Below are 21075 nucleotides of genomic sequence, written 5' to 3'. Positions count from 1 at the left end.
CATGCAGCGTTTCCATTGGCGCGACGAGATCCGCGGCCTGGACGCGGAGGCCGACTGTGAGCGGATCGTGCGGATCCTGGGCACGTTGGAGTTCCCCTGGGACCTGGAGCAGGCACTGGGCCTGGCCCTGTACCGCACCTACGCGGTCCCGTCCATCGGCCAGCTGCTCGGGGACACCCACGAGTTCACCGAGCGCACCCAGCACCGCTACGACGACACCGCGCTCATCCTGAACGACATCATGGAGCACGGGTTCGGCCCGGGCCGGGGCCGCGACGCGCTGCGCCGGATGAACCAGATGCACCGCTCGTACGACATCAGCAACGACGACTACCGGTACGTGCTGAGCACCTTCGTCGTCATGCCGGTGCGCTGGCTGAACGACTACGGCTACGGGTGGCGCCGCCTGAGCGACCACGAGATCGCGGCCAGCACGAACTACTACCGCAAGCTCGGTCGGCACATGGGGATCAAGGACATCCCCGAGACCTACGCCGAGTTCCGCGAGCTGATGGACTCCTACGAGGCGGAGCACTTCGCCTTCACCAAGGGCGGGCGCGCGGTCTCGGACGCCACCCTCGACCTGATGGTCGACTTCTACCCTGCCTGGCAGCGCCCGCTGGTGCGCCCCTTCACCCGGGGCCTCCTGGACCCGCCGCTGATCAAGGCCTTCGACTACCCGGAGCCCTCGGCGTTCTGGCGCAAGGGCGGGGACCTCGCCCTGCGGCTGCGTGCGAGGATCGTGCGGCGGATGAGGCCCCGCAAGGAGCAGCGCTGGGCCCGGATGAGCCCCAACATCCGCAGCTACCCCGAAGGCTACGAGCCGGACCGCATCGGCACGTTCCCCAAGGGCTGCCCGGTCCCGCACGACATGCTGACGCGTGACGTGGGGGCGACCGGAGCCAAGGTCCCCGCGCCCGGGCAGGCGGTGGCCCCGGTGCCCCGCGCCCCCGAGACCGCGAACGCCGCACCCGAGACCGCGAACGCCGCCCCCGAGACCGCGAACGCCGCCCCCGAGGCCGCGAGCACCGCCCCCGAGCCGACCGAGCGCTGATCGCCGCCGCCGGGCCGGTGGGGGCGGCCCGCGCCCTCCACCCCTACCGGCCCGGGGCCGGGCCGTGGATGCGTAGGAAGGCGTCCACTCCGGAGCGGACCATGGCGATCCGCTCCTCCTCCGGCAGCGGGAGCGCGCCGAAGAACGACCTGCTGTTGGCGGGGCCGCGCACCAGGGCCAGGTAGTGCCCGGCCGCGGCCTCCTCCCCCTTCGGGGCGATCTCCAGCAGCCCGCGGTCGGCCAGGGCGCGCAGGTGCGCGGCCAGGGCCCGCACCACCAGTTCCGAACCGCTGTCGGACCAGGCGCGCGCCGCCTCGGGGAAGTGGGTGGCCTCACCGATCAGCAGCCGGACCAGGGCCGTGTGGTCGGCCCGGCGGCCCTGCGGGGACAGCCACTCGTCCTCGAACCCGACGAGCGCGGTCCTGGCGTCACCGGCCCGCCCCAGATGGCGGGCGGTGGCCTCGGCGTGGTCGGCCGCCAGGACGGCGCTGCTCTGGGTGACGATCGTGAGGAACAGCCGCTGCTTGTCCTCGAAGTGGTTGTAGATGGTGCGCTTGGAGACCCCGGCGTCCGCGGCGATGGCGTCGACGCTGGCCCGCGCGTAGCCCTCCCTGAGGAACACGCGCAGCGCGGCCTCCGTAATGGCCTCGCGTTTGACCGCCGACCGGCGATCCCGCCCGTCTCCGCACGTGTCGGTCATCCCTCGTCCTCCGTGCTCGTCCCTCGTCGACCGGGAGGCACCCAGGTCCCGGCGAAACTGCACCGTGTAGTTTACCTGGTATGGCGAAGCACGACCCCCACTCCTCAGCTGTGTCCGCCGACCCCCCGAAGCCGCCCGGCCCGGGCCCCTCCGCGCCCCACCGGCTCGATCGACCGCTCATCAAGCTGGCCGCCGTCCTGCTGGTCGGCTCGATGGCCGCCCTTCTCGACACCACGATCGTCAACGTCGCCGTGGACCACCTCTCCCGCGAGCTGGACGCCCCCGTGTCCACGGCGCAGTGGGTGGCCAGCGCCTACCTGTTCTCCACCGCCGCCGTGATCCCGGTGACCGGCTGGGCGATCGACCGCTACGGCCAGCGGGCCACGTGGATCACCGCCCTCGTGCTCTTCGGGGTGGGGTCGCTGCTGTGCTCCGCCGCGTGGTCCATCGAGAGTCTGATCGTCTTCCGTGTGTTCACCGGGCTGGGCAGCGGCATGGTCCTGCCTCTCGTCATGACGATCCTCGTGCAGGCGGCCGGTCCGCAGCGGCTCGGCCGGGCCATCGGCCTGATCAGCGTGCCCATCCAGCTGGCGCCCGCGCTCGGCCCGGTGCTGGGCGGGATCGTCCTGGACACACTGGGGTGGCGGTGGATCTTCGTGATCTCCGTGCCGTTCATCCTGCTCGCGATCGCCCTGGCCGTGCGCGGGGTGCCCAGGGGTACCCCCCGCGCCACCGAACGGCTCGACGTGGTCGGCCTGCTCCTGCTCTCCCCCGGTATCGCGACCCTGCTCTACGGACTGTCAGTGCTGGGAAGCTCCCGTCCGGCCCCGCTGTTCGCCGGCGTCGGCCTGCTGCTGATCGTCGGCTTCGTCGTGCACGCGCTGCGCGAGCGGCCGGGCGGGCCGCCGCCGGTGATCGACCTCCGCTTGTTCCGGAACCTGCTGTTCCGGTTGGGGGCCCTGCTCATGTTCGTGTTCGGGATCTGCGTGTGGGCGGGCATGTTCCTGCTCCCGCTCTTCTTCCAGCAGGTCCAGGGCACCTCCGCGATGACCGCGGGTCTGCTCATGGCGCCGATGGCCGCCGGGGTGGCCCTGGTGAACCTGTTCATGGGGTCGGTGACGGACAACGTCGGTCCGCGCTACCTGGTGGTGGGCGGCCTCTTCGTGGGCGCGGCCGCCACCGCCCCCTTCGTCCTCGCGGGGCCGGACACCTCCCCGGCCCTGCTGGCCGCCGCGATGTTCGTGCGGGGGCTGGGGCTGGGCGCGGCGATGGTGCCGATGCTGGCCACCGCCTACCGGGGTCTGCCCTCGGACCGGGTGCCCAGGGCCAGCAGCGCCCTGAACGTCACCCAACGGCTGGGCGCGGCCATCGGCACCGCAGTGCTGGCCCTGCTGCTGGCGTCGCTGCTCGCCGACACCGCGCGCCCCGAGACCGCCTTCCAGGCCACCTTCGCGTGGATGACCGGCCTGACCGCCGCCGCGATGGTGCCCGCGATGTTCCTGCCCAGCACCCGGCCCGACCTCACACCGGGGCGGACCGGCCCGGACGGTCAGACGCCTCCGAGCTCCGCCCCCTGACCGGCCTTCGGCTCGGCCCGCGGCTCCTGGCCGTAGGTCACCCTCCGCACCAGGGTCTCGAAGGGACCCCGCCGTCCTGCCCGACGCATCGAGTCGGCCAGGACGACGGTGGCCAGCCACACCCCGGTGGACAGCAGGGCGGTCGACGTCACGCTGAGGGTGCCGGACAGGTCGAGGAGGAACGGCGTGAACACCACCGCCCACACCGGCGACTGCGCGAGGTAGCCGGTCATGGAGCGCTGCCCGGCCGAGGCCAGGGCGGTCACCACCGGACCGGGGGCCGGGCGGCGCTCGATCCGTAGGGCCACGAGCGCGATGAGCGCCGCGTAGCCGAACCCGCCCGCGACCCCGCTCGCGCCGTGCAGGGCGCCCAGGACCGCCTGGTCCTGCGCCGGTGGCACCGGGATCGCGCCCGCGACCGCCAGGGCCAGCGGCTGCGCGCCCAGCACGGCGACCACCGGCCCCACCACCGCCGTGGTGACCAGGAGCCACCGGTGCCGTCCCCCGCGCTCCAGCATCCTGCGGCGCCCGGCCCAGAGGCCGACCAGGAAGGGGGCCGCGAAACCGATCGGGCCGACCAGCGACACCAGCGCCACCGCAGCCGCGCGATCGGTGAGCATCGTGACCGGGTCCGGGGGCAGGAGCACGGGGTCCGGCCCCTCCGTACCGTAGACACCCGCGTCCGGCAGGGACGTGACCAGGAAGAACAAGGCGGCCACGGCCAAGAGCCAGCGGTCGCGCCAGAAGACGGCCAAGGATCCGAGCAGGAGCAGGACGCCGTACATGGCGAGGATGTCCCCGGCGTAGAACAGGAACCCGTCCACCACGCCGACCACGACCAGCACGGCCGCGCGCCGCCACAGCAGCCCGCGGGTGGCGGGGCGGCCCGCGTCGGTGTTGCGGCCGACCAGGAGGGCGACGCCGTAGCCGAAGAGCAGGCCGAACATGGGGAAGGCGCGGCCGTCCACGAAGGTGGCGATCGCCCAGGCGACCGCCCGGTCCACGGAGCCGCCGTCGAGCGGGAATCCCGCGAGGTGGGCGTCGCCGCGCACGAAGTAGTGGGAGTTGGCCAGGGCGATGCACAGCAGCATCACGCCCCGGGCCAGGTCGGGGCCCAGTGCTCGCCGCCCGGCCGCCACCGGCCCTCGTGGACTGTTCACGCGGTCAGCGTACGTCATTAGTAGAGTATGCACTACAACAATGAGGCGATTGACTGTGCCCAGGACACAACACCCCCGAACGAACGGAGACGCCGCACATGCGGACGGTCAACCCCGAGAAGCACGCGGCACGCCGGGCCTCGATCCTCGGTGCCGCGGCCGAGGTGTTCGCCGAACGCGGCTACGACGGCGCCACCACGGCGGCGATCTGCAAGCGGGCGGGCGTGGGCTCGGGCACCCTGTTCCACTACTTCCCGGACAAGCGCACCGTGTTCCTGGCGATCGTCACCGACGACCTCGCCGCGGTCACCACCCGCCTGGAGCGAATCGACCGCACCGACCCCGCCCGGGCGCTGGACGAGGTCCTCGACCTCCTCACGGCGGACCTGGGCGACCCCATCGCCCCCGGCCTGGCCGCCGCCATGATCCAACTGGCCCAGCGTGATCCGGAGTTCGGCGCCACGGTCGTGGCCAAGGACGAGGGCACCCGGGCCACTCTCGCCGGAATCATCGGGGCCGGTCGGGGCTCCGGGGTCTTCGAGGCGGCCGTGGACCCCCACCGCGCGGCGCGCTGGATCGTGGCGCTCACCGACGCCGGGTATCTGATCAGCGACAACGAGGAGTTCGACCCCGCCGAGGACGGTGCGGAACTGCGCCGGATCATCGCGGCCTACCTGGGCCGCCGCACCGGGACCGCCTGACCGCCGCGGCCCGCCCTTCCGGCGACTCCTAGCGCCCGAGGCGGCGCCACAGGGGGCGCGGCACCAGCCGCATGCCGGTGAACAGCGGCCGGAGCACGCGCGGAGCCCACACCGTGGTGGCGTTGCCGCGCAGCCCCCGGGACACCGCCTCGGCCACCTGGGCCGGGGTGGCGGGGAACGGCGCCGGGTCCACGTGCCGCGACATCCGGGTGGCCACGTACCCCGGCCGGACCACCAGGACCCGGGCGCCCGAACCGTGCAGGGAGTCGGCCAGCCCCTGGGCGAACCCGTCGAGCCCGGCCTTGGCGGACCCGTACACGAAGTTGGCCCGGCGCACCCGGACCCCGGCCACGGACGACAGCACCACGAGGGCTCCGTGGCCCTGTTCGCGCAGTCGGGCGGCGACGGACAGGCCCACGGACACGTGGCCGGTGTAGTTCACGGCGGCGGCGCGGGCGGCGGAGAGCGGGTCGGCCTCGTAGGCGGCCTGGTCGCCCAGCACGCCGAAGGCGTCCACCACCACGTCCAGGTCGCCCACCAGCTCCACTGCGGCGGCCACGGTCGCGGCGTGGGTGCCGGAGGCCTCGGCGTCGAACTCCAGTGAGTGCGTGGTGGCGTCCAGGGCACCGAACACACCCGGCGGTTCGGCGACCCCGCCCCGGGCGGCGAGCACCACCTCGCGGGCGCCCTCGCGGACCAGCCGTTCGACGACGGCCAGGCCGATCTCGCTGCGTCCTCCGAGCAACAGGACGGTACGCACGCTTCCCAGCGAGTCACGCATGGTCGGGTCCTTCCGGGACGGTTCGTGGTTCGTGTGGGCGTGTTCAGACGAGGCGCAGGCGCCGGGCGAGGTCCGAGACGAGTACGCCGTCCGGGTCCACGCGGGCACGCGTGGCCCGCCAACCGGGGATGGCCGGGTACATGGCGTGCACGGTCTCCGGTCCGGCCCTGCTGTCCTTGGCCAGGTACACGCGCCCGCCCGCCGCCAGGACGCGCTGGTCGAACCCGTCCAGCAGACGCGCCAGCCCGGGGAGACCGGCGGGCAGGTCCACGGCCAGGGACCAACCGGGGCGCGGGAAGGACAGCGGCCCGGGGGTGGGTGCGCCCATCCTCTTGAGGACAGCCAGGAACGACGGCGCCCCCGCCCGGGACAGCCCTTCGGCCACGGCACGCAGGGTGCCCTCCTCGCCGAAGGGGACGACGAACTGGTACTGGACGAGCCCGCTCGGACCGTACATCCGGTTCCATCCCGACACGGCGTCCAGCGGGTGGAAGAACCCGGCGAGGGACTGGGCCCGGCCCCGCTCCCGCAGGGGCGCGGCGCCGTGGTGGGCGCTGTTGAAGGCGCCCACCGTCCACCGGTTGAGCAGCCCGGGCGGGGCCCAGGGCGGCGCGGCCAGCGTGGGCCCGGTCCGGTGCCGCAGGGGGTCGCGGCGCTGGGGTGCGGGCAGGTCGGCGCGGAGGGCGTGGTCGGCGCGGGTCAGAACGCCGCGTCCGAGGGAGGCGCCCCGGGCCAGGAGGTCGACCCAGCACACCGCGTACCGGTGGGTGGGGTCCGCACGGGCCATGAGATCCAGGGTGGAGTCGAGGTCCGGAGTGCGGTCGGTGTCCACACGGGCGTAGGCGGTCTCCACCGGGAGCACTCCGAGGGTGGCCTCGGTGATCACCCCGGTCAGGCCCATTCCGCCGACGGTGGCCCAGAACAGGTCGGGGTCCGGCCCTTCGGGGCCGAGCCGGAGCACCCCGCCCGTGGGCGTGAGCAGGGTCAGGGAGCGCAGGTGCGCGCCCAGCGACGAGTCCACGTGGTGGTTCTTGCCGTGCACGTCGGCGGCGATCGCCCCTCCGAGCGTGACGTGCCTGGTCCCGGGGGTGACGGGCAGGAAGTATCCGTGGCGCAGCAGGTGCTCGACGATCCGCCCCAGGCTGGTCCCGGCGGGCGCGGTGAGCTCCTCTCGCACGGGGTCCAGGCGCGGCGGCCCGGTGAGTTCGGTGCAGTCCAGAACGGTCCCGCCCGCGACCTGGGCGGCATCCCCGTAGGAGCGGCCCAGCCCCCGGGCCAGGACGCCGCGCGGGCCCGCCTCGGCGAGCATACGGGCGGCCTGTTCGGCGGTGCGCGGGCGCACCACGTGGGCGGCGGTGGGTGCGGTGCGGCCCCAGCCGGTGAGGAGCGTCGGGCGGCTCACAGGTGGATCCCCAGTCCGACCAGGAGGGCGAGCGAGGCGAGGACGAGCTGGAGCGGGCGGTCCCGCAGCGCGAACTCCTCGGGCTCCTCGCCCGCACCCCGGTCCACGAGAAGGTTGTAGCGGAGCACGAACATGATGAACGGAACGATACTGACCGCGTGGAAGACGGACTGCGGTCCGCCGCCCTGCTCCAGCGCCCAGAGGCAGTAGGTGACGATCATGGCGCCGGAGGCCATGATGCGCATCTGGGACAGGTAGCCGGGGGTGTAGCCCAGCAGCGCCGTGCGGGTGGGGTGCGCCGTGGTCTCCTCCCCCGCGTGGGTGTTCGGTCCCCCGGCCGGCAGGACCGGGGCGGTGACGCGCAGTTCCGCCTCGCGTTTGCCGACCACCACGAGCAGCGCGGCAAGCGCGACCACGATGACGAACCACGAGGTCAGCGGCACCCCGACCACGAAGCCGCCCGCCATGGCGCGCAGCATGTGGCAGGAGGCGACCGCCACGAGGTCGCAGACGACGACCTCCTTGAGCCTGAGCGTGTAGGCCAGGGTGAGCAGCACGTATCCGACCAGCACGAGGGTGAACGGTGCGCTGCCCAGGGCCAGGGAGGCCAGCGGGGCGGCGGTCACGAACACCGCTCCGACGGACAGGGCGAGCGGGACGGGGAGGTCGCCCGAGGCGACCGGTCGGCTCCGTTTGCGCGGGTGTGCGCGGTCGCGCTCCGCGTCGCGGACGTCGTTGAGCAGGTAGGTGCCGCTGGCCGCCAGGCAGAAGAGTCCGAAGGCGGCCGCGCACAGCAGCAGGGTGCGGGGGTCGCCGAGCGTTCCGGCGGTGGCCGGTGCGGCGAACACCAGCAGGTTCTTCAGCCACTGACGCGGGCGGCACGCCCGGACGAGGGCGCCGGTCCGGTGCATGCGCGCCCCTCCTGGTGATCGCGATGAGTGTGGCGGCCGGACCGCCCGCGAGGGGGGCGGGGCGGTCCGGCCGTGGGTGCCAGCGGTGCGGCCGCGGACGCGGCCGTCGGCGGCGTGGGGCCGTCTGCGGCGTGGGGGCGTCTGCGGGGTGGGGGCGACGTCTCTCTTGGTGCGCGGGGGTGTCAGCCGTGGTTCTCGGTGCGTCGGCCGGTGACCAGCAGGACGACCGCGATGCCGACGAACCCGGCGCCGAGCACCAGCGCGCCGATGGGCAGCGTGGTGTGCAGCAACGGCAGGACGGTGCGGGCCTGCGTGGTGTTGTCGATCGCGGCGGCGCGGGTGGCGTCGTCGAACCGGAGCTCGCCGCTGAGCAGGGTGAGGACCTCCTCGCCGTCGACGACGACGACGCGGTGGTGCTCCTCGCTCATGTCGATGGGGGAACCGCTGACCGGCTCGATCCAGTAGGTCCGGACGATGGAGAAGGTCTCGTCGCCGACCACGTCGCCGTCGCCCTCCAGCCCGGCGACCGAGCGCGGGATCTCGCGTTCGTCGATGACGGTGGGCTCGACGGTCTGGACGAACTTGTAGGCCTCGACGCCGTCGACCTCCTCGACGCCCTCGAACTCCATGGGGACGACCTCTTGGACGGTGGTCTCGAAGAAGTCGTAGTCACGCTGTTCGGTGAGGAAGGGGAGCTTCCACCCCTGCCCGGTCTGCTTGACGGAGGAATCGTTGATCATGGCGTCGCAGCAGTCGACGAGTTCACCGGTGACGCGGTCGTGCCCGGCGCGGCGGTTCGTGGAGCTGATACCGAAGTCGGTGTCGGCGTCCTTGATCCACGTGAACTGGTCCCACACCACCACGTCGTCAGTGCTGGAGGCCACGTCGGCACGGATGGTCGAGTGCGCCTCCACGTCGGCGTCCTCGACGAGCTCGACGTCCTCGATGTTGAAGTAGGTGACCTCTCCGACGTTGACGGTGGGGTTGTAGTAGTCCAGCGGAGTCTTCATCAGGGAGCTGGACATCCACGTGCGCATCATGGGTGCCAGGGCGAGACAGAAGACCCCCAGCGCGATGAGAACAACCGCAACGGTACGGCGCATGTGCCCTCCTGGGCGGATGAGAGTCCAGATCTGGAACTAGGTTCAGTTCCGGGTAGAGTACTGCCCAGTAGTGAACGACGTCACCTGGGCGTGTCTGAATTTTTATAACACGTTCTAGTAGAACGCGTTTCGGCTCCCTCCCGTTCTGGAAGGCCCCATGGCGCCCACTTCCTCCGCGCCCGAGGACCCCACCTCCGGCAACGCCCGAACCACCACCGCGGACCCCGCGCTCCTGCTGCCGCAGGTGAGCGGTCGGCACCACGCACTCGACGGGGTTCGCGGGCTGGCCTGCCTCATGGTCCTGGTGGTCCACGTGTCCACGGAGACCGGGGACGCCCTGGCCCCCGGGCCGGTGGGGGCGCTCCTCAGCGCCTCGGCCCTGGCGGTGCCGCTGTTCTTCGCCCTGTCCGGGGTACTCCTCTACCGCCCCTGGGCCCGGGCCGCGCTGGACGGTACGCGGGGGCCGAACACCCGCGCCTACCTGTGGCGACGCGTCATGCGCGTCTTCCCCGCCTACTGGGTGGTGGCCGCGGTGGCCCTCGCCCTGTACGCGGGAGAGCACCTGGGATCGGTCCGGCACTGGGTCGAGGTGCTCACGCTGACCTTCCCCTTCAACACCAGCCCCCACTGGGCCGGGCCGGGGCCCGAGGGGCTCGGCCAGATGTGGAGCCTGTCGGTCGAGGTGGCGTTCTACCTGACGCTCCCGCTCCTCGCGGTCTTCCTCGGCCTGTGGGCCAGGGGCGGCACGACCGTGGACGCGCGCGGCCGCAGGCTCATCGGCGGTCTGGTGGTCGTCACGCTGCTGTCGTACCTGGCCCTGGTCCCGCAGTACTTCCCGGAGCCGCGCGAGCTGATGCACTCCTGGCTGCCGCGCTGCATGGGGATGTTCGCGGTCGGGATGGCGCTGGCCACCCTCTCGGAGTGGGCCTGGCGGGAGGGCGGCCCCGACGGCCCGGTGCGCCGGTTCTGCCGGACCGTGGGCACGTCGCCGGGACTGTGCTGGGCGGTCGCCGCCGCGTTCTACGTGCTGGAGTCCACGCCCGCTGCCGGAGGGCGGTTCTTCGAGCCCGGCAACCTGTGGGTGTCCGTGATCGAGTCGACCACCAGCATCGGCTTCGCCTTCTTCGTCGTCGCCCCGGTCGCCCTGGCCCCGCCCGCCCCCGAGGGGCCGCGCCGCCGCCTGCGCTCGCTCTCCACCTGGAGCGAGGGGGCCTGGCTCGACGGACTGATGCGCCACCCCGTCATGGTGTTCTTCGCGCCGATCAGTTACGGGGTCTTCCTGTGGCAGTTCGTCGTGCTGTACCTGTGGCGCGACTTCACGGGGCAGGAGATCTTCACCGGGTCCTTCTGGCTGGACATCATCCCGGTGCTCATCGGCAGCGTGCTGTTGGGCAAGCTCACCTACCACCTGGTGGAGGAACCCAGCCGACGCTGGTCGCGGCGGTTCCTCACCGGGAGGCGCTGAGCCGCTCAGCCCCGGTCGTCCTCGGTCTCGACCGCCTCGGCGCCCTCCTCGGCCTCCGCGTCCTCCTCCGCGACCTGGCTGGCCGGGAACAGCTGGCCGAGCGAGGCCCAGGTGACGCAGGTCCTCCCGGCGTCGGTGAACAGCGTGAACGTGGTGTCCCGCTCGCTCACCGGCACGTACCAGAACCCGCCGTCAGGGGCGGCGGGAAGCTCGGTCTCCACCTCCTCCTCACCCACGACCACCAGCAGATCGGCGTCCTCCTCCGACGTGTAGCCGATGGTCGCCACCTGCTCGATACCGCCGACCTCCCACACGCTCCAGGACATCAGTCCGTCCCAGCTCGCCATGCACTCCTCGTCCTCCGAGGGGCGGAACGCGTTGGCCCGCGCGGTCGGCGCGGCCTCCACCAGGTGTCCCTCGTCGTCGAAGACGTGGGCGCTGTCGGACTCCTCCGGCGCGTACATCCGCGCGGCCACCTCGCGGTCCGCCAGCGGGGACAGCACGTAGGAGCTGAGCCTGCGCGGTCCGTTCCACTCCAGGACGATGTCGTCGGGAACGGCCCGGCTGTACAGGCCCGCTCCCCTGGGCACGTCCTCCAGGGAGGCCCGCACGTTGGCCAGGTACTCGCGCTGGCGGTCCCCGCTCAGCGTCCCTGCGTAGGTGTACGTGGAGTACGAGGCCGAACCCGCGTAGACCAGCGTGACCGCGACGGCCGCCGCCCACACGCTCCGCGAGGGCCGCAGCAGCTGGATCGGGCGCCGCCCGCGCTCCGCCCCCTCGCGGGCGCGCTCCTCCTTGGTGGCGAGGAAGGCCAGGGCCAGCACCAGGGCGAACACCAGTGCCGCGTCCGCGACGTAGCGGGGATCGGAACCCACCTCCCCGTAGGCACCGCCCCGGGCGACGGCCGTGGGCACGGCGTCCACGAACACCAGGTACCCCGCCAGGATCGCCCAGGCCCGCCAGGAGGTGCGCCGCACCCACAGGCTCACCAGCACGATCACCACGAGGACGGCCCACGCGCCGACCAGCACCGGGCCGAGCGGATCCACCAGCCCGCCCGCCGGGGTGACCGGCCCCCACTCGAAGGGCCCGCCCAGGGCGCCGGTCGGGAACACCTCCCCCAGCATCCGCCGCACCAGCTGCGCCACCACCTCGGACTCGGGCACCGACGCGCCCTCGCCACTGGTCGAGGCCCGCTGCCGGGCCAGGTACAGGACGAGGTAGCCGACGCTGATCCCCGCCATCGCCAGCCAGTGCCCGCGGTGGCGCCGGAAGGCCTGGCGCACGGCCTCCACCAGGTGGCCGGGGTACAGGAAGGCCACCGCCACCACGAACACGAGTGAAGGCAGGAAGAGCGCCTTGACCGAGAACAGCATCCCGAACGCCACGGCGCCCACGGCCCACCAGGAGAACAGGACGTTGCCGGTGCGCAGGTAGCGCACCGTCCACAGCAGGGCCAGCACGATCGCCAGCTGGAAGGGCACCGCGTTGAGCGCCGCCGACCACCAGCCCAGTACCGGGACCGTCAACGGCGCCAGCGCGTACACCGTCAGCGGGACGAGCAGCGCCCACCTGCGGCCGAAGAGCTCCCACAGCAGGCGGAGGAAGGCCAGGACCGCCACCGCCTGCACGACCAGCATGGTGCCCGCCGCCGACGCCCAGTGGAACGGCCCGAAGGCGGTCTGCACGTACACCAGGAACAGGGCCCCCGGCATGAAGTGGCCCTTGTGCAGCTCCAGCAGGTACTCGGGCGACAGGTCCTGGGCGTGCGCGGCGGCGAAGAACAGGAAGTCGTCCTCCACGAAGTACGACTCACTGAGGACGTACACCTTCAGGGCCAGCGCCGCCAGCACGATCAGCAGTCCGACCTGGAGGATCCGGTCACTCCGGAGGCGCCGCAACCCCGCCAGGCTCTCGCTCAGCACGTCGCCGTAGGCGGGGTCCTCCTCATGCTGCTCCGCCGCCCTGCGTACGCTGGGGGCCGCCCCGCCGCGCTCCGTGGGGGAATCAGGCGCCATGGGTACTCTCCCCGCCGTAGGTTGGCCAACCCGGAAAATGGGTGCCAGAATACAACACGTTCCACTTTCTTCCCTGACCGTTGTCGCAGGTCCCGATGGACTGCGAACCCAGAACAGGAACAAGCTCCAGTTCCTGGGTGGTCACCAGTGCCGTGGAGGTGATGCCGGTGGGGCTCGAACAGGTCCGCCGAGACTGGACCCGGCTGGGTTCCACCGAGCCGCTGTGGGCGGTCTGCGTCGATCCCGACAAGCGCGGCGGCGGGTGGGACGACGACGAGTTCCTCGCCTCCGGCCGCGCCGAGATCGACCCGGCGGTCAGCCGCCTCGAGGAACTGGGGCTGGCGCCCGAACGCGGTCGCGTCCTCGACTTCGGCTGCGGTGCCGGGCGGCTCTCCAACGCCCTGGCGGCACACTTCCGGCAGGTCGTCGGCGTGGACATCTCCGCGCCCATGCTCGACGAGGCACGCCGCCTGGACCGCTCCGGGGGACGGATCGAGTTCGTCCTGAACGAGCGGCCCGACCTCTCCCTGTTCGAGGACGACTCCTTCGACCTCGTCTACACCGACCTCGTCCTCCAGCACCTGCCCACGGACCTGGCCGAGGGCTACCTCCGGGAGTTCGCCCGCGTGGTCCGGCCCGGCGGGGCCCTGGTCGTCGGCGTGCCCGAGTCCGAGCGGCGCACCTTCAAGGGCCTGGTCTTCCGGTACGCGCCCTGGCCACTCGTGGCCCTGGCCCAGCGGGTGGTGCTGCGCTACCCGGCGCCCATGAGGATGCACACCCTGAGCACCGAGCGGATCCGCGAACTCCTGCCCCACCGGATCGCCGCCTCCGACGAGTACTGGGGCGGGGACCACTGGCGCCACCTGCGCCACTACGTCGAGGTCGGGGCATGACCCCCCCGTTCCGCGCCACCCTGGCCCGCTCCGTCCGCCTGTTCTCCGCCTTCCGCAAGGAGCAGAGCGACCCGGCGTTCTTCTACGGGATGCTCGCTCGCGACACCGTCGATCAACTCCGCTCCTACACGCTCCTGGACGACAGGCTCGTCCTCGACGTGGGCGGCGGACCGGGCTACTTCGCCGACGCGCTGCGCGCCGAGGGCGCCCGCTGCCTCTGCGTGGACTCGGACGCGCACGAGATGACCCTGCACGGACGCGAGGCCGACGCCAACGCCGTGCAGGGCAGCGCGCTCGACCTGCCCCTGCGCACCGACACGGTGGACGTGTGCTTCTCCTCCAACGTGCTGGAGCACGTGCCCGACCGAACGCGGATGGCCGACGAGATGGTGCGCGTGACCCGGCCCGGCGGGCTGGTGTACCTCTCGTACACACTCTGGCTGTCGCCCTGGGGCGGGCACGAGACCTCGCCCTGGCACTACCTGGGCGGTTCGTACGCGGCCGAGAGGTTCACGCGCCGGAACGGGCGACGGCCCAAGAACGACTTCGGGCGCACCATGTACGCGGCGCACGCCAAGGAGATGATCCGCTGGGTGCGGGACCGCACCGACGTGGACGTCGTGGACCTGCGGCCGCGCTACCTGCCCACGTGGATCAAGCCGATCGTCCACGTGCCGCTGCTGCGGGAGGTCGTCACGTGGAACCTCCTGATCGTCCTGCGCAAACGCTGAGCCCGGGTCTGCCCAGCGCTCCGAGCAGGGCCGCCCACTCCGTGTGGGGGAAGGCCAGGATCCCGAGGCCCGGGTTCCGCGTGTCACGGACGACGGCACGGGCACGCACGTCGGCGACCTCCACGCACTCCTTCGCGGTGGTGCTGTACGAGGACTTGCGGAAGGTGGGCTCGTCAACAGCGCGGAGCATGTCAGGGCCTTTCGCGGGGGATTGGGCAGGACTCACCCACACTCCTGCCCGTGATCACGCTCCGAAATCAGAGGCGAACGTCCTGAATGCCTGACCGGCTCAACCCATCACACCACAGAAGCCCTATCGCAGTTCAGACCCCATAAATCCACCAGAAACCAGCCCTCAACGACCTTCACCGAGAGTGACGATTCACGGTCCGATCCCGGCCGGGACCCGCCCTATCCCTCGCTCTGGCCGGTGCGGGGGCTGGGCACCGCGCGCCCCTCGTCCCGGTCCAGCTGGGCCAGCGCCCGGAGCGGAGACCTCGCGTGCCTGCGCATCCCGGAGAACGGGCACTCCTCGCGTTCCATCTCGATCGTGAAGTCCCTCGACGTGCTGAGCTGGTCCAGCTCCTCCCAGGTCACCGGGGTGGCCACCGGAGCTCCCGGGCGGGGGCGGACCGAGTAGGGCGCCACCGCGAGCTGCCCGGTCCCGTTGCGCAGGTAGTCCACGAACATCCGGCCGTGCCGGGCCGCCTTGCGCACCCGGGTGGTCCACTCGTCGGGCGCCCGCGCCGCCACCCGGTCGGCGACCGCCTTGGCGAGTCTGCGCACCTCCATGTCCTCCACCTCGGGCCGCAGCGGCGAGTGGACGTGCAGCCCCCGGGAACCGGTGGTCATCACGTAGGAGGCCAGGCCGAGTTCGGACAGCACCTCGCGTACGTTCCACGCGGCGTCACGGCAGGAGTCGAAGGCCTCCTCCCCGTCCTCCACGGGGTCGAGGTCGATCACCATCCGGTCGGGCACCCCCAGCCGGGGCGTGCGTGAGGACCACGAGTGGAGGGTGATGGCGTCCTGGTCCGCGCACCAGACGAGGGTGGCCGCCTCGTGGCACTCCATCATCCGCCCGGTGGCGGTCCAGAGCGTGCGGACCCACTTGGGGTGGGCCGGGTGCTGCACGAGGAAGCCCGGCGACTCGATCCCGTCGACGTACCGCTCCAGCGCCACGGGGCGCCCCTTGATGAGCGGCAGCATCAGCGGCGCGATCCGCGCGTAGTAGTCGGCCAGGTCGGCCTTGGTCGCCCCGTCGGGCCCGAAGAGCGACTTGTCGGAGTGGCGGACCTCCACCTTGCGCCGTCCCGCCCGCACCGTCGTCCGCATGAGCGAGCCTCCTCAGGTCGTCGTGCGCGGGACCTACCCGGACACTTCCTCCGAAAACCACACCAAACCTTTCATATAACGCAAACCACCTGCGCGTTCCCGTATTCCGGGCCGGACACACGACCCCTCAGCGAACGATCCCGCCCCCGTCGGCATCTACAGGGACACCTCTCCCGAGCACGAACCAGGGACCCTCATGCGCACATCCATCGAAGGACCGTGGCGGGTGGCGCTCGCCGCCGCCCTGGCCGTGATCGCCGCCGGTTGCGCGCCCAGCACGAGCATCACCCGCGACGAGGCCGAAGAACTCACACAACGAAAGCCGACGCCCGGCCGGAGTCTCCTCCGGCCGGGCGTCGGCTCGAATCAGCGAAGCGCTCGTTCTACTTGCGCTTGTTGATCTCCTCGGTCAGCTGCGGGGCGACCTTGTGCAGGTCACCCACGACGCCGAAGTCGGCGAGCTCGAAGATCGGCGCCTCGGGGTCCTTGTTGACCGCGACGATGTTCTTCGAGGTCTGCATACCCGCCCGGTGCTGGATCGCGCCGGAGATGCCCAGGGCGACGTACAGGTTCGGGCTGACCGTCTTACCGGTCTGGCCGACCTGGAACTGGTTCGGGTACCAGCCGGAGTCGACGACGGCGCGCGAGGCACCGACGGCGGCACCGAGGGAGTCGGCCAGGCTCTCGACGACGCTGAAGTCGTCCGAACCCACACCGCGACCACCGGAGACCACGATGGCGGCCTCGGCGAGCTCGGGGCGCGCACCCTTCTCCTGGACGACGCGCTCGACGACCTTGGCGGTCTTCGCGGCGTCGGAGATCTCGACCGTCACGGCCTCCTCGGCGGCGGCGCCAGCGGCGGCCTCCGGCACGACGGAGTTCGGGCGGACCGCGACGACCGGGACACCGGTGGTGACGCGGGCGTGGGTGACGGTGGCGCCACCGAAGACGCTGTGCTCGGTGACGACCTCGGCGGTGACGTCGACGACGTCGGTGAGCACACCGGAGCCCAGCTTCACGGCGGTACGACCGGCGATCTCCTTGTTCTCGGCGGTGGCCGAGACGAGGATGGCGGCGGCGCCCTTCTCCTGCGCGAGCTTGGCGAGCAGCTCGGCCTTGGGCGCGACGACGTAGTCGTTCACCTCGGCCGGAGCCACGTAGACCTTCTCGGCGCCGAACTCGGCCAGCGCGGCCCGGCCCGACTCCGCACCTTCGCCGACCCACACCGCGGCGGGCTCGCCGATGCGGCGCGCAGCGGTCAGCAGCTCGGTGGTGACCTTCTTGACCTGTCCGTCGACGTGGTCGACGAGGACGAGGACCTCAGCCATAATCCTTGAACCTTCCTGAGTCTCTCGCCTGACCTACACGAACTTCTTCTCGGCGAGGAAGTCGGCGGCCTTGGTGCCGCCGTCGCCCTCGTCCTTGACGATCGTGCCCGCGGCGCGCGGCGGCGCGGCGGCGAAGTCGACGGTCTCGGTGGTGGCGTTGGCCAGACCGACCTTGCCGGTGTCGATGCCCGCGTCGGCCGCGGACTTCTTGTCGACCGGCTTCTTCTTCGCCTGCATGATCAGCTTGAAGGACGGGTAGCGCGGCTCGTTGATCTTCTCCACGACGGAGACGACCGCCGGGAGCTGAGCCTCGACGACGTCGTAGCCGTAGTCGGTCTGACGCTGGATCTTGATGGCGCCGCCGTCGACGTCGACCTTGCCGGCCAGCGTGAGCTGGGGCAGGCCGAGGTACTCGGCGAGCGCGGCACCGACGACACCGGTGCGGGCGTCGGTGGACTCCGAGCCGAGGACGACCAGGTCGAACTCAAGGGTGCCCAGGGCCTGCGCGAGCGCGTAGGCGGTCTGGATCGAGTCGGAGCCGTGCAGCGCCTCGTCGTTGACGAAGACGGCCTTGTCGGCGCCCATGGACAGGGCCTTGCGGATCGAGTCCGTGGCCTGGTCTGGACCCATCGTCAGGATGGTGACCTCGCCACCGTGCTTCTCCTTGAGGAGGAGCGCCTCTTCGATGGCGTACTCGTCGAGCTCGTTGATGACACCGTCGGACGCTGCGCGGTCCAGCGTCCTGTCATCGGCGTTGAGCTTCCGTTCGGTCGCCGTGTCCGGGACCTGCTTGACCAAAACGACAATATTCATGGCCGGTGGCCGACCTCCCTGCACTCCCATATCCGCCGTCAGGCGGGTGGGCGCTGGCGCGCCCCGTTACTGCCAACAATGCCGAATGCCGTTCGGTCATCCGACGGCGGGTCCGGTGTACACGTCTACATCCGACCCGCCCGTGTGCTCATACCAGTGATGTTACTCGCTAGTAGCTTGAAGGCCAACCCGCGCCCCACGTTCGACTTAGGAAACCCTAACCAGAACCCGTCCGGCAACCGTCGCCGGGCCCACTGGACGGCGTTCACCAGTGCCGGCCGGTCGGGACGCGGAGTCCCCACACCCACCTTAGTGACCGGTTCCACGCCGTTGGCGGGCACACCGCCGCCGAACGACGGACGCTCCCCCTCCCGGCGGGAGAAGGAGCGTCCTCGGTGGCTCTTCGTCTAGCCGAACCAGTCGGAGGGGCCGCTGAGCGGGCCCGTGGTCCAGATCGGCGCCGAGGTCAGCCCGATGGAGAGGATCAGCATGGTGAACAGCAGGATGGCGACCACCACTCCCACGTACACGTAGAGGTTGCTGAACCTCGCCCGCTCCACCAGCCAGACCGCCTGGTGACGAGCCTCACGCCCACTGGGCATGAGGTAGCTCAGCAGGATCATCACGAACACCGCGAAGGCCCCGGTGTAGTTGGCGCCCTCCCCCGGTGCGTCCATGATCCTCGCGTAGACCATCCCGACCAGGATGCCGCCCAGCAGGTAGATCAGGCCGAACCCGACCGTGCGCAGCGCCATGCGGCCGAACGCCCACGGGAAGCTGAGCGCCACGACCATGCTGTCGGAGTTGCGCGGCCCGCGCGTCTGGAGCCGCCGCGCGTGCTCGGACTTGACCACGTCCAGCGCGCCCAGACCGGCGATCACCACGATGCCCAGGATGATGCCGATCCACGGGAACCACAGGGCCACACCCGCCAGCGAGACCATGATCGGGACGAGCACCAGCGGGTGCATCCGCCAGTACTCGTCGTAGTACTCGTCGTCCTCGTGCTCGTCGTACTCGTCCCCGTGGCCGTCGCCCCGGAAGTAGTCGCCGAACTTGTCACCGCGCCCGCGCCGGAACCGTCCGAGCAGGCCGCCGCGCTCCTCGAACTCCTCCTCGCCGAACTCCTGCGTGCTGTTGGCCCGGCCCTGCTGGCCGACCGGCGTCAGGATGTCCTGGAAGGCGTTGGGGTCCAGCGGGGAGTTGAAGAACTGGGTCTGGGGAGCCGCGTCCGGCTGAGCCTGCTGACGGGCGATCTCCGCCTGGCCCATCATCATGGTCCCGGCGGGGTCGTCCCTGCGCGCCACCTCTCCCGGCTCGAAGCGCTGGGTGCCGTGCGCGTCGTCCCTGCGCGCCAGCTCACCCGGCTCGAAGCGCTGGGTGCCGTGCGCGTCGCCCTGACCGGGCTGGATGCGCTCGGTGCCCTGCGGATCGTCGAGGTCGTGGGACGACCACGGGGTGATCCGCTCGGTGCCGGGCAGGTGGGACAGGTCGTCGGTGGCCTCGTCCGGCTCACCCCACCCCGTGGCGGCCGCGCGCCCGCCGCCGAGGTCGTCCGTGGCCTCCGCGTCCGTGCCCCAGCCCGTGGAACGCGCCGCGTTGAGGTCGTTGGTGGCCTCGTCGTCGGAGTTCCAGCCCGAAGCCGTGTTGGCGGGCCGTCCACCGCTGAGGTCGTCCGTGGCGTCGTCGTTCCAGCCGCCGGACCGCGCGTGGCTGGTCTGCGGTGCGGAGGGGCTGGCCCACGCGCTCGCGGTGTTGGTGGGGTTGCCGCCCCGGGTGTGCGCGGGGCCCCAGCCGTCGGTGGCCCGGCCCGCGAGGTATCCGGCGGCACCGCCGAGCGCCGCCCCCGCGGCACCGGCCGCGGCCGCTCCGCCGAAGCCCGAACCGCCTCCGTGGCCGCCCGAGGCGGCCGGGTTCTGCGTCGGGGTGGGGGCGTGCATGGTGTGGCTGCCGGTCTGCCCGGTGGGAGGCATGCCGCCAGCCGGTTCGGTCCAGGGCAGGTCGAGGTTGAGGCGGCCCGTCTCGACCATCAGCTCGGCGGCGGTGGGTCGGGCCGACATGTCGCGTGAGACCGCGCGGTTGACGAGCGGGCGCAGCGCCTCGTGCATCCCGTCCATGTCGATCTCGCCGTTGAGGATGCGGAAGAAGATGACCTCGAACGAACCGGCTCCGTAGGGCGGGCGGCCGGTCGAGGCGAAGGCGACGGTGCCGCCCCAGGCGTGCACGTCGGTGGCGGGCCCCAGGTCCGTACCCTCGATGACCTCGGGTGACAGGTAGCTGGGCGTACCGACGAACGTGCCGGTCTGGGTCAGTTTGGCGCCGTCCACGGCGTGCGCGATGCCGAAGTCGATGACGATCGGCTCGCCGTTGGAGATGATCACGTTGCCGGGCTTGAGGTCGCGGTGGATCACGTCCACCGCGTGGATGTCCTTGATCGCCCGGGCCATGCCGGTGACGAATCGGGTCAGAGCGCGGCCGCGCAGGGGGCCGTGGTCGGTGACGGTGGCGTCCAGGGTGGGCCCGGGGATGTACTCGGTGACCACCCAGGGCAGCTCGGCCTGAGTGTCCGCGTCGATGACCTCGGCCACGTTGGGGCTCTGCACGCGGCGCATCGTCTCGACCTCGCGGGCGAGCCGGGCGCGTGCGATGTGGTCACCGGCGACCTCGGGCTTGAGGACCTTCACCGCGACGAACTGGTCGGTCCGGGGATCCTCGGCCTGGTACACCACACCCATCCCGCCGGCGCCGATGCGGCGGCGGATGACGTAGTGGCCGATGCGCTCCGGCAGCTCTTCACCCGTGGGGAAACCTGCCGACATTGCCATCGAGAACTCATCCCCTCAAAAGACCACATACCACCACGTCCAGCTTATCGGCCGGGGGGATGGGTCAACATTGGCTTGTGTGGCCCCTCCGAGGGGCCCTGCGGTCTGTTCGGTTCCGCCGGAGGGTGTGGGCGCCACACGCGCCACCGGGGACTCCGAGCGAACCGTCCGTTCTCGGACGACCATTGACGAGTATGACGGAAAAACCACGCGGGCGGTTCCCCGTCCCCCGTCCCGGCTGGCCGGTTCCGGACGTCTTCCCTGGGTCCCGTGTCGCCAGG

Annotated in this window: 18 protein-coding genes; 6 read left to right on the top strand and 12 right to left on the bottom strand. The window is 71.6% G+C overall.

Going from position 1 to position 21075, the window contains the following annotated elements; all coding sequences use genetic code 11:
- Position 1 precedes the first annotated feature (1 nt).
- The gene (locus tag D452_RS0120530; protein WP_017546024.1) at positions 2–1054 is read left to right on the top strand and encodes an oxygenase MpaB family protein; all 1053 of its coding nucleotides are present in this window, start codon (positions 2–4) and stop codon (positions 1052–1054) included.
- A gap of 43 nt (positions 1055–1097) precedes the next feature.
- Here the strand turns inward: D452_RS0120530 and D452_RS0120525 are convergent, their stop codons facing one another.
- On the bottom strand, positions 1098–1754 hold the full coding sequence (locus D452_RS0120525; protein ID WP_017546023.1) for a TetR/AcrR family transcriptional regulator: 657 nt from the start codon (positions 1752–1754) through the stop codon (positions 1098–1100).
- A gap of 80 nt (positions 1755–1834) precedes the next feature.
- Here D452_RS0120525 and D452_RS0120520 point away from each other — a divergent pair, with 80 nt between their 5' ends.
- Entirely contained in the window at positions 1835–3331 is a 1497-nt protein-coding gene (locus tag D452_RS0120520; RefSeq protein WP_110049164.1) for a DHA2 family efflux MFS transporter permease subunit, read from the top strand.
- Here the strand turns inward: D452_RS0120520 and D452_RS28705 are convergent.
- Positions 3304–4491 carry a DUF418 domain-containing protein gene (locus D452_RS28705; protein ID WP_204366624.1) on the bottom strand — a complete coding sequence of 396 codons (1188 nt, stop codon included), beginning with the start codon at positions 4489–4491 and terminating at the stop codon, positions 3304–3306. The two genes, D452_RS0120520 and D452_RS28705, sit on opposite strands and share 28 nt — an antisense overlap.
- 98 nt (positions 4492–4589) lie before the next feature.
- On the opposite strand from D452_RS28705, the gene D452_RS28700 reads away from it, so the two are divergent.
- Complete coding sequence (locus D452_RS28700) at positions 4590–5192, top strand: TetR/AcrR family transcriptional regulator (RefSeq protein ID WP_017546020.1); 603 nt, start codon at positions 4590–4592, stop codon at positions 5190–5192.
- Positions 5193–5220: 28 nt separating this feature from the next.
- Here the strand turns inward: D452_RS28700 and D452_RS0120505 are convergent, their stop codons facing one another.
- The 4 genes from D452_RS0120505 to D452_RS0120490 form a co-directional block, all read right to left on the bottom strand.
- A complete protein-coding gene (locus tag D452_RS0120505) occupies positions 5221–5973 on the bottom strand; it encodes an SDR family NAD(P)-dependent oxidoreductase (RefSeq protein WP_017546019.1) in 753 nt (250 codons plus the stop codon).
- Positions 5974–6016: 43 nt separating this feature from the next.
- Positions 6017–7375 carry an FAD-binding oxidoreductase gene (locus D452_RS0120500; protein ID WP_017546018.1) on the bottom strand — a complete coding sequence of 453 codons (1359 nt, stop codon included), beginning with the start codon at positions 7373–7375 and terminating at the stop codon, positions 6017–6019.
- Positions 7372–8286, bottom strand: a complete 915-nt coding sequence (locus tag D452_RS0120495; protein ID WP_017546017.1) for a decaprenyl-phosphate phosphoribosyltransferase — start codon at positions 8284–8286, stop codon at positions 7372–7374. The genes D452_RS0120500 and D452_RS0120495 overlap by 4 nt, the downstream gene beginning before the upstream one ends.
- 182 nt (positions 8287–8468) lie before the next feature.
- Entirely contained in the window at positions 8469–9389 is a 921-nt protein-coding gene (locus D452_RS0120490; RefSeq protein ID WP_017546016.1) for a DUF3068 domain-containing protein, read from the bottom strand.
- Between the two features lie 157 nt (positions 9390–9546).
- On the opposite strand from D452_RS0120490, the gene D452_RS0120485 reads away from it, so the two are divergent.
- Positions 9547–10854: an acyltransferase family protein gene (locus D452_RS0120485; RefSeq protein WP_017546015.1), complete on the top strand. Its 1308-nt coding sequence runs from the start codon at positions 9547–9549 to the stop codon at positions 10852–10854.
- A 5-nt stretch (positions 10855–10859) separates the two neighbouring features.
- Here the strand turns inward: D452_RS0120485 and D452_RS0120480 are convergent, their stop codons facing one another.
- The gene (locus D452_RS0120480) at positions 10860–12872 is read right to left on the bottom strand and encodes a glycosyltransferase family protein (protein ID WP_017546014.1); all 2013 of its coding nucleotides are present in this window, start codon (positions 12870–12872) and stop codon (positions 10860–10862) included.
- Positions 12873–13009: 137 nt separating this feature from the next.
- Here D452_RS0120480 and D452_RS0120475 point away from each other — a divergent pair, with 137 nt between their 5' ends.
- Positions 13010–13765 (top strand): methyltransferase domain-containing protein, encoded by a 756-nt coding sequence (locus D452_RS0120475; RefSeq protein ID WP_017546013.1) that lies wholly within the window; start codon positions 13010–13012, stop codon positions 13763–13765.
- On the top strand, positions 13762–14496 hold the full coding sequence (locus D452_RS0120470) for a class I SAM-dependent methyltransferase (RefSeq protein WP_017546012.1): 735 nt from the start codon (positions 13762–13764) through the stop codon (positions 14494–14496). Before D452_RS0120475 ends, D452_RS0120470 begins: the two co-directional genes overlap by 4 nt.
- Here D452_RS0120470 and D452_RS29830 read toward each other — a convergent pair.
- From D452_RS29830 to D452_RS28695, 5 genes are all read right to left on the bottom strand, one after another.
- A complete protein-coding gene (locus tag D452_RS29830) occupies positions 14459–14686 on the bottom strand; it encodes a DUF397 domain-containing protein (protein WP_083927578.1) in 228 nt (75 codons plus the stop codon). The genes D452_RS0120470 and D452_RS29830 overlap by 38 nt on opposite strands.
- Before the next feature lie 221 nt (positions 14687–14907).
- Positions 14908–15828, bottom strand: a complete 921-nt coding sequence (gene ligD, locus D452_RS0120465; RefSeq protein WP_017546011.1) for a non-homologous end-joining DNA ligase — start codon at positions 15826–15828, stop codon at positions 14908–14910.
- Positions 15829–16211: 383 nt separating this feature from the next.
- Positions 16212–17156: an electron transfer flavoprotein subunit alpha/FixB family protein gene (locus tag D452_RS0120460; protein WP_017546010.1), complete on the bottom strand. Its 945-nt coding sequence runs from the start codon at positions 17154–17156 to the stop codon at positions 16212–16214.
- Between the two features lie 33 nt (positions 17157–17189).
- The gene (locus D452_RS0120455) at positions 17190–17969 is read right to left on the bottom strand and encodes an electron transfer flavoprotein subunit beta/FixA family protein (RefSeq protein WP_193374258.1); all 780 of its coding nucleotides are present in this window, start codon (positions 17967–17969) and stop codon (positions 17190–17192) included.
- A 407-nt stretch (positions 17970–18376) separates the two neighbouring features.
- Positions 18377–20794: a protein kinase domain-containing protein gene (locus D452_RS28695; RefSeq protein WP_239646427.1), complete on the bottom strand. Its 2418-nt coding sequence runs from the start codon at positions 20792–20794 to the stop codon at positions 18377–18379.
- Positions 20795–21075 lie beyond the last annotated feature (281 nt).

The sequence above is a fragment of the Nocardiopsis prasina DSM 43845 genome, assembly GCF_000341265.1.
In the GTDB taxonomy this organism is placed as follows: domain Bacteria; phylum Actinomycetota; class Actinomycetes; order Streptosporangiales; family Streptosporangiaceae; genus Nocardiopsis; species Nocardiopsis prasina.
Note: the sequence above shows the minus strand (reverse complement) of the source record. Positions and strands in the feature narration are given on the sequence as shown.

Excerpts from the sequence above, each read along its gene's own strand:
- D452_RS0120480 (WP_017546014.1), bottom strand. The coding sequence starts at position 12,872 with ATGGCGCCTGATTCCCCCACGGAGCGCGGCGGGGCGGCCCCCAGCGTA.
- D452_RS28695 (WP_239646427.1), bottom strand. The coding sequence starts at position 20,794 with ATGGCAATGTCGGCAGGTTTCCCCACGGGTGAAGAGCTGCCGGAGCGC.
- D452_RS28700 (WP_017546020.1), top strand. The coding sequence starts at position 4,590 with ATGCGGACGGTCAACCCCGAGAAGCACGCGGCACGCCGGGCCTCGATC.
- D452_RS0120460 (WP_017546010.1), bottom strand. The coding sequence starts at position 17,156 with ATGGCTGAGGTCCTCGTCCTCGTCGACCACGTCGACGGACAGGTCAAG.
- D452_RS29830 (WP_083927578.1), bottom strand. The coding sequence starts at position 14,686 with ATGCTCCGCGCTGTTGACGAGCCCACCTTCCGCAAGTCCTCGTACAGC.
- D452_RS0120520 (WP_110049164.1), top strand. The coding sequence starts at position 1,835 with ATGGCGAAGCACGACCCCCACTCCTCAGCTGTGTCCGCCGACCCCCCG.
- D452_RS0120530 (WP_017546024.1), top strand. The coding sequence starts at position 2 with ATGCAGCGTTTCCATTGGCGCGACGAGATCCGCGGCCTGGACGCGGAG.
- D452_RS0120505 (WP_017546019.1), bottom strand. The coding sequence starts at position 5,973 with ATGCGTGACTCGCTGGGAAGCGTGCGTACCGTCCTGTTGCTCGGAGGA.
- D452_RS0120470 (WP_017546012.1), top strand. The coding sequence starts at position 13,762 with ATGACCCCCCCGTTCCGCGCCACCCTGGCCCGCTCCGTCCGCCTGTTC.
- D452_RS0120490 (WP_017546016.1), bottom strand. The coding sequence starts at position 9,389 with ATGCGCCGTACCGTTGCGGTTGTTCTCATCGCGCTGGGGGTCTTCTGT.
- D452_RS0120485 (WP_017546015.1), top strand. The coding sequence starts at position 9,547 with ATGGCGCCCACTTCCTCCGCGCCCGAGGACCCCACCTCCGGCAACGCC.
- ligD (WP_017546011.1), bottom strand. The coding sequence starts at position 15,828 with ATGCGGACGACGGTGCGGGCGGGACGGCGCAAGGTGGAGGTCCGCCAC.
- D452_RS0120455 (WP_193374258.1), bottom strand. The coding sequence starts at position 17,969 with ATGAATATTGTCGTTTTGGTCAAGCAGGTCCCGGACACGGCGACCGAA.
- D452_RS0120495 (WP_017546017.1), bottom strand. The coding sequence starts at position 8,286 with ATGCACCGGACCGGCGCCCTCGTCCGGGCGTGCCGCCCGCGTCAGTGG.
- D452_RS0120525 (WP_017546023.1), bottom strand. The coding sequence starts at position 1,754 with ATGACCGACACGTGCGGAGACGGGCGGGATCGCCGGTCGGCGGTCAAA.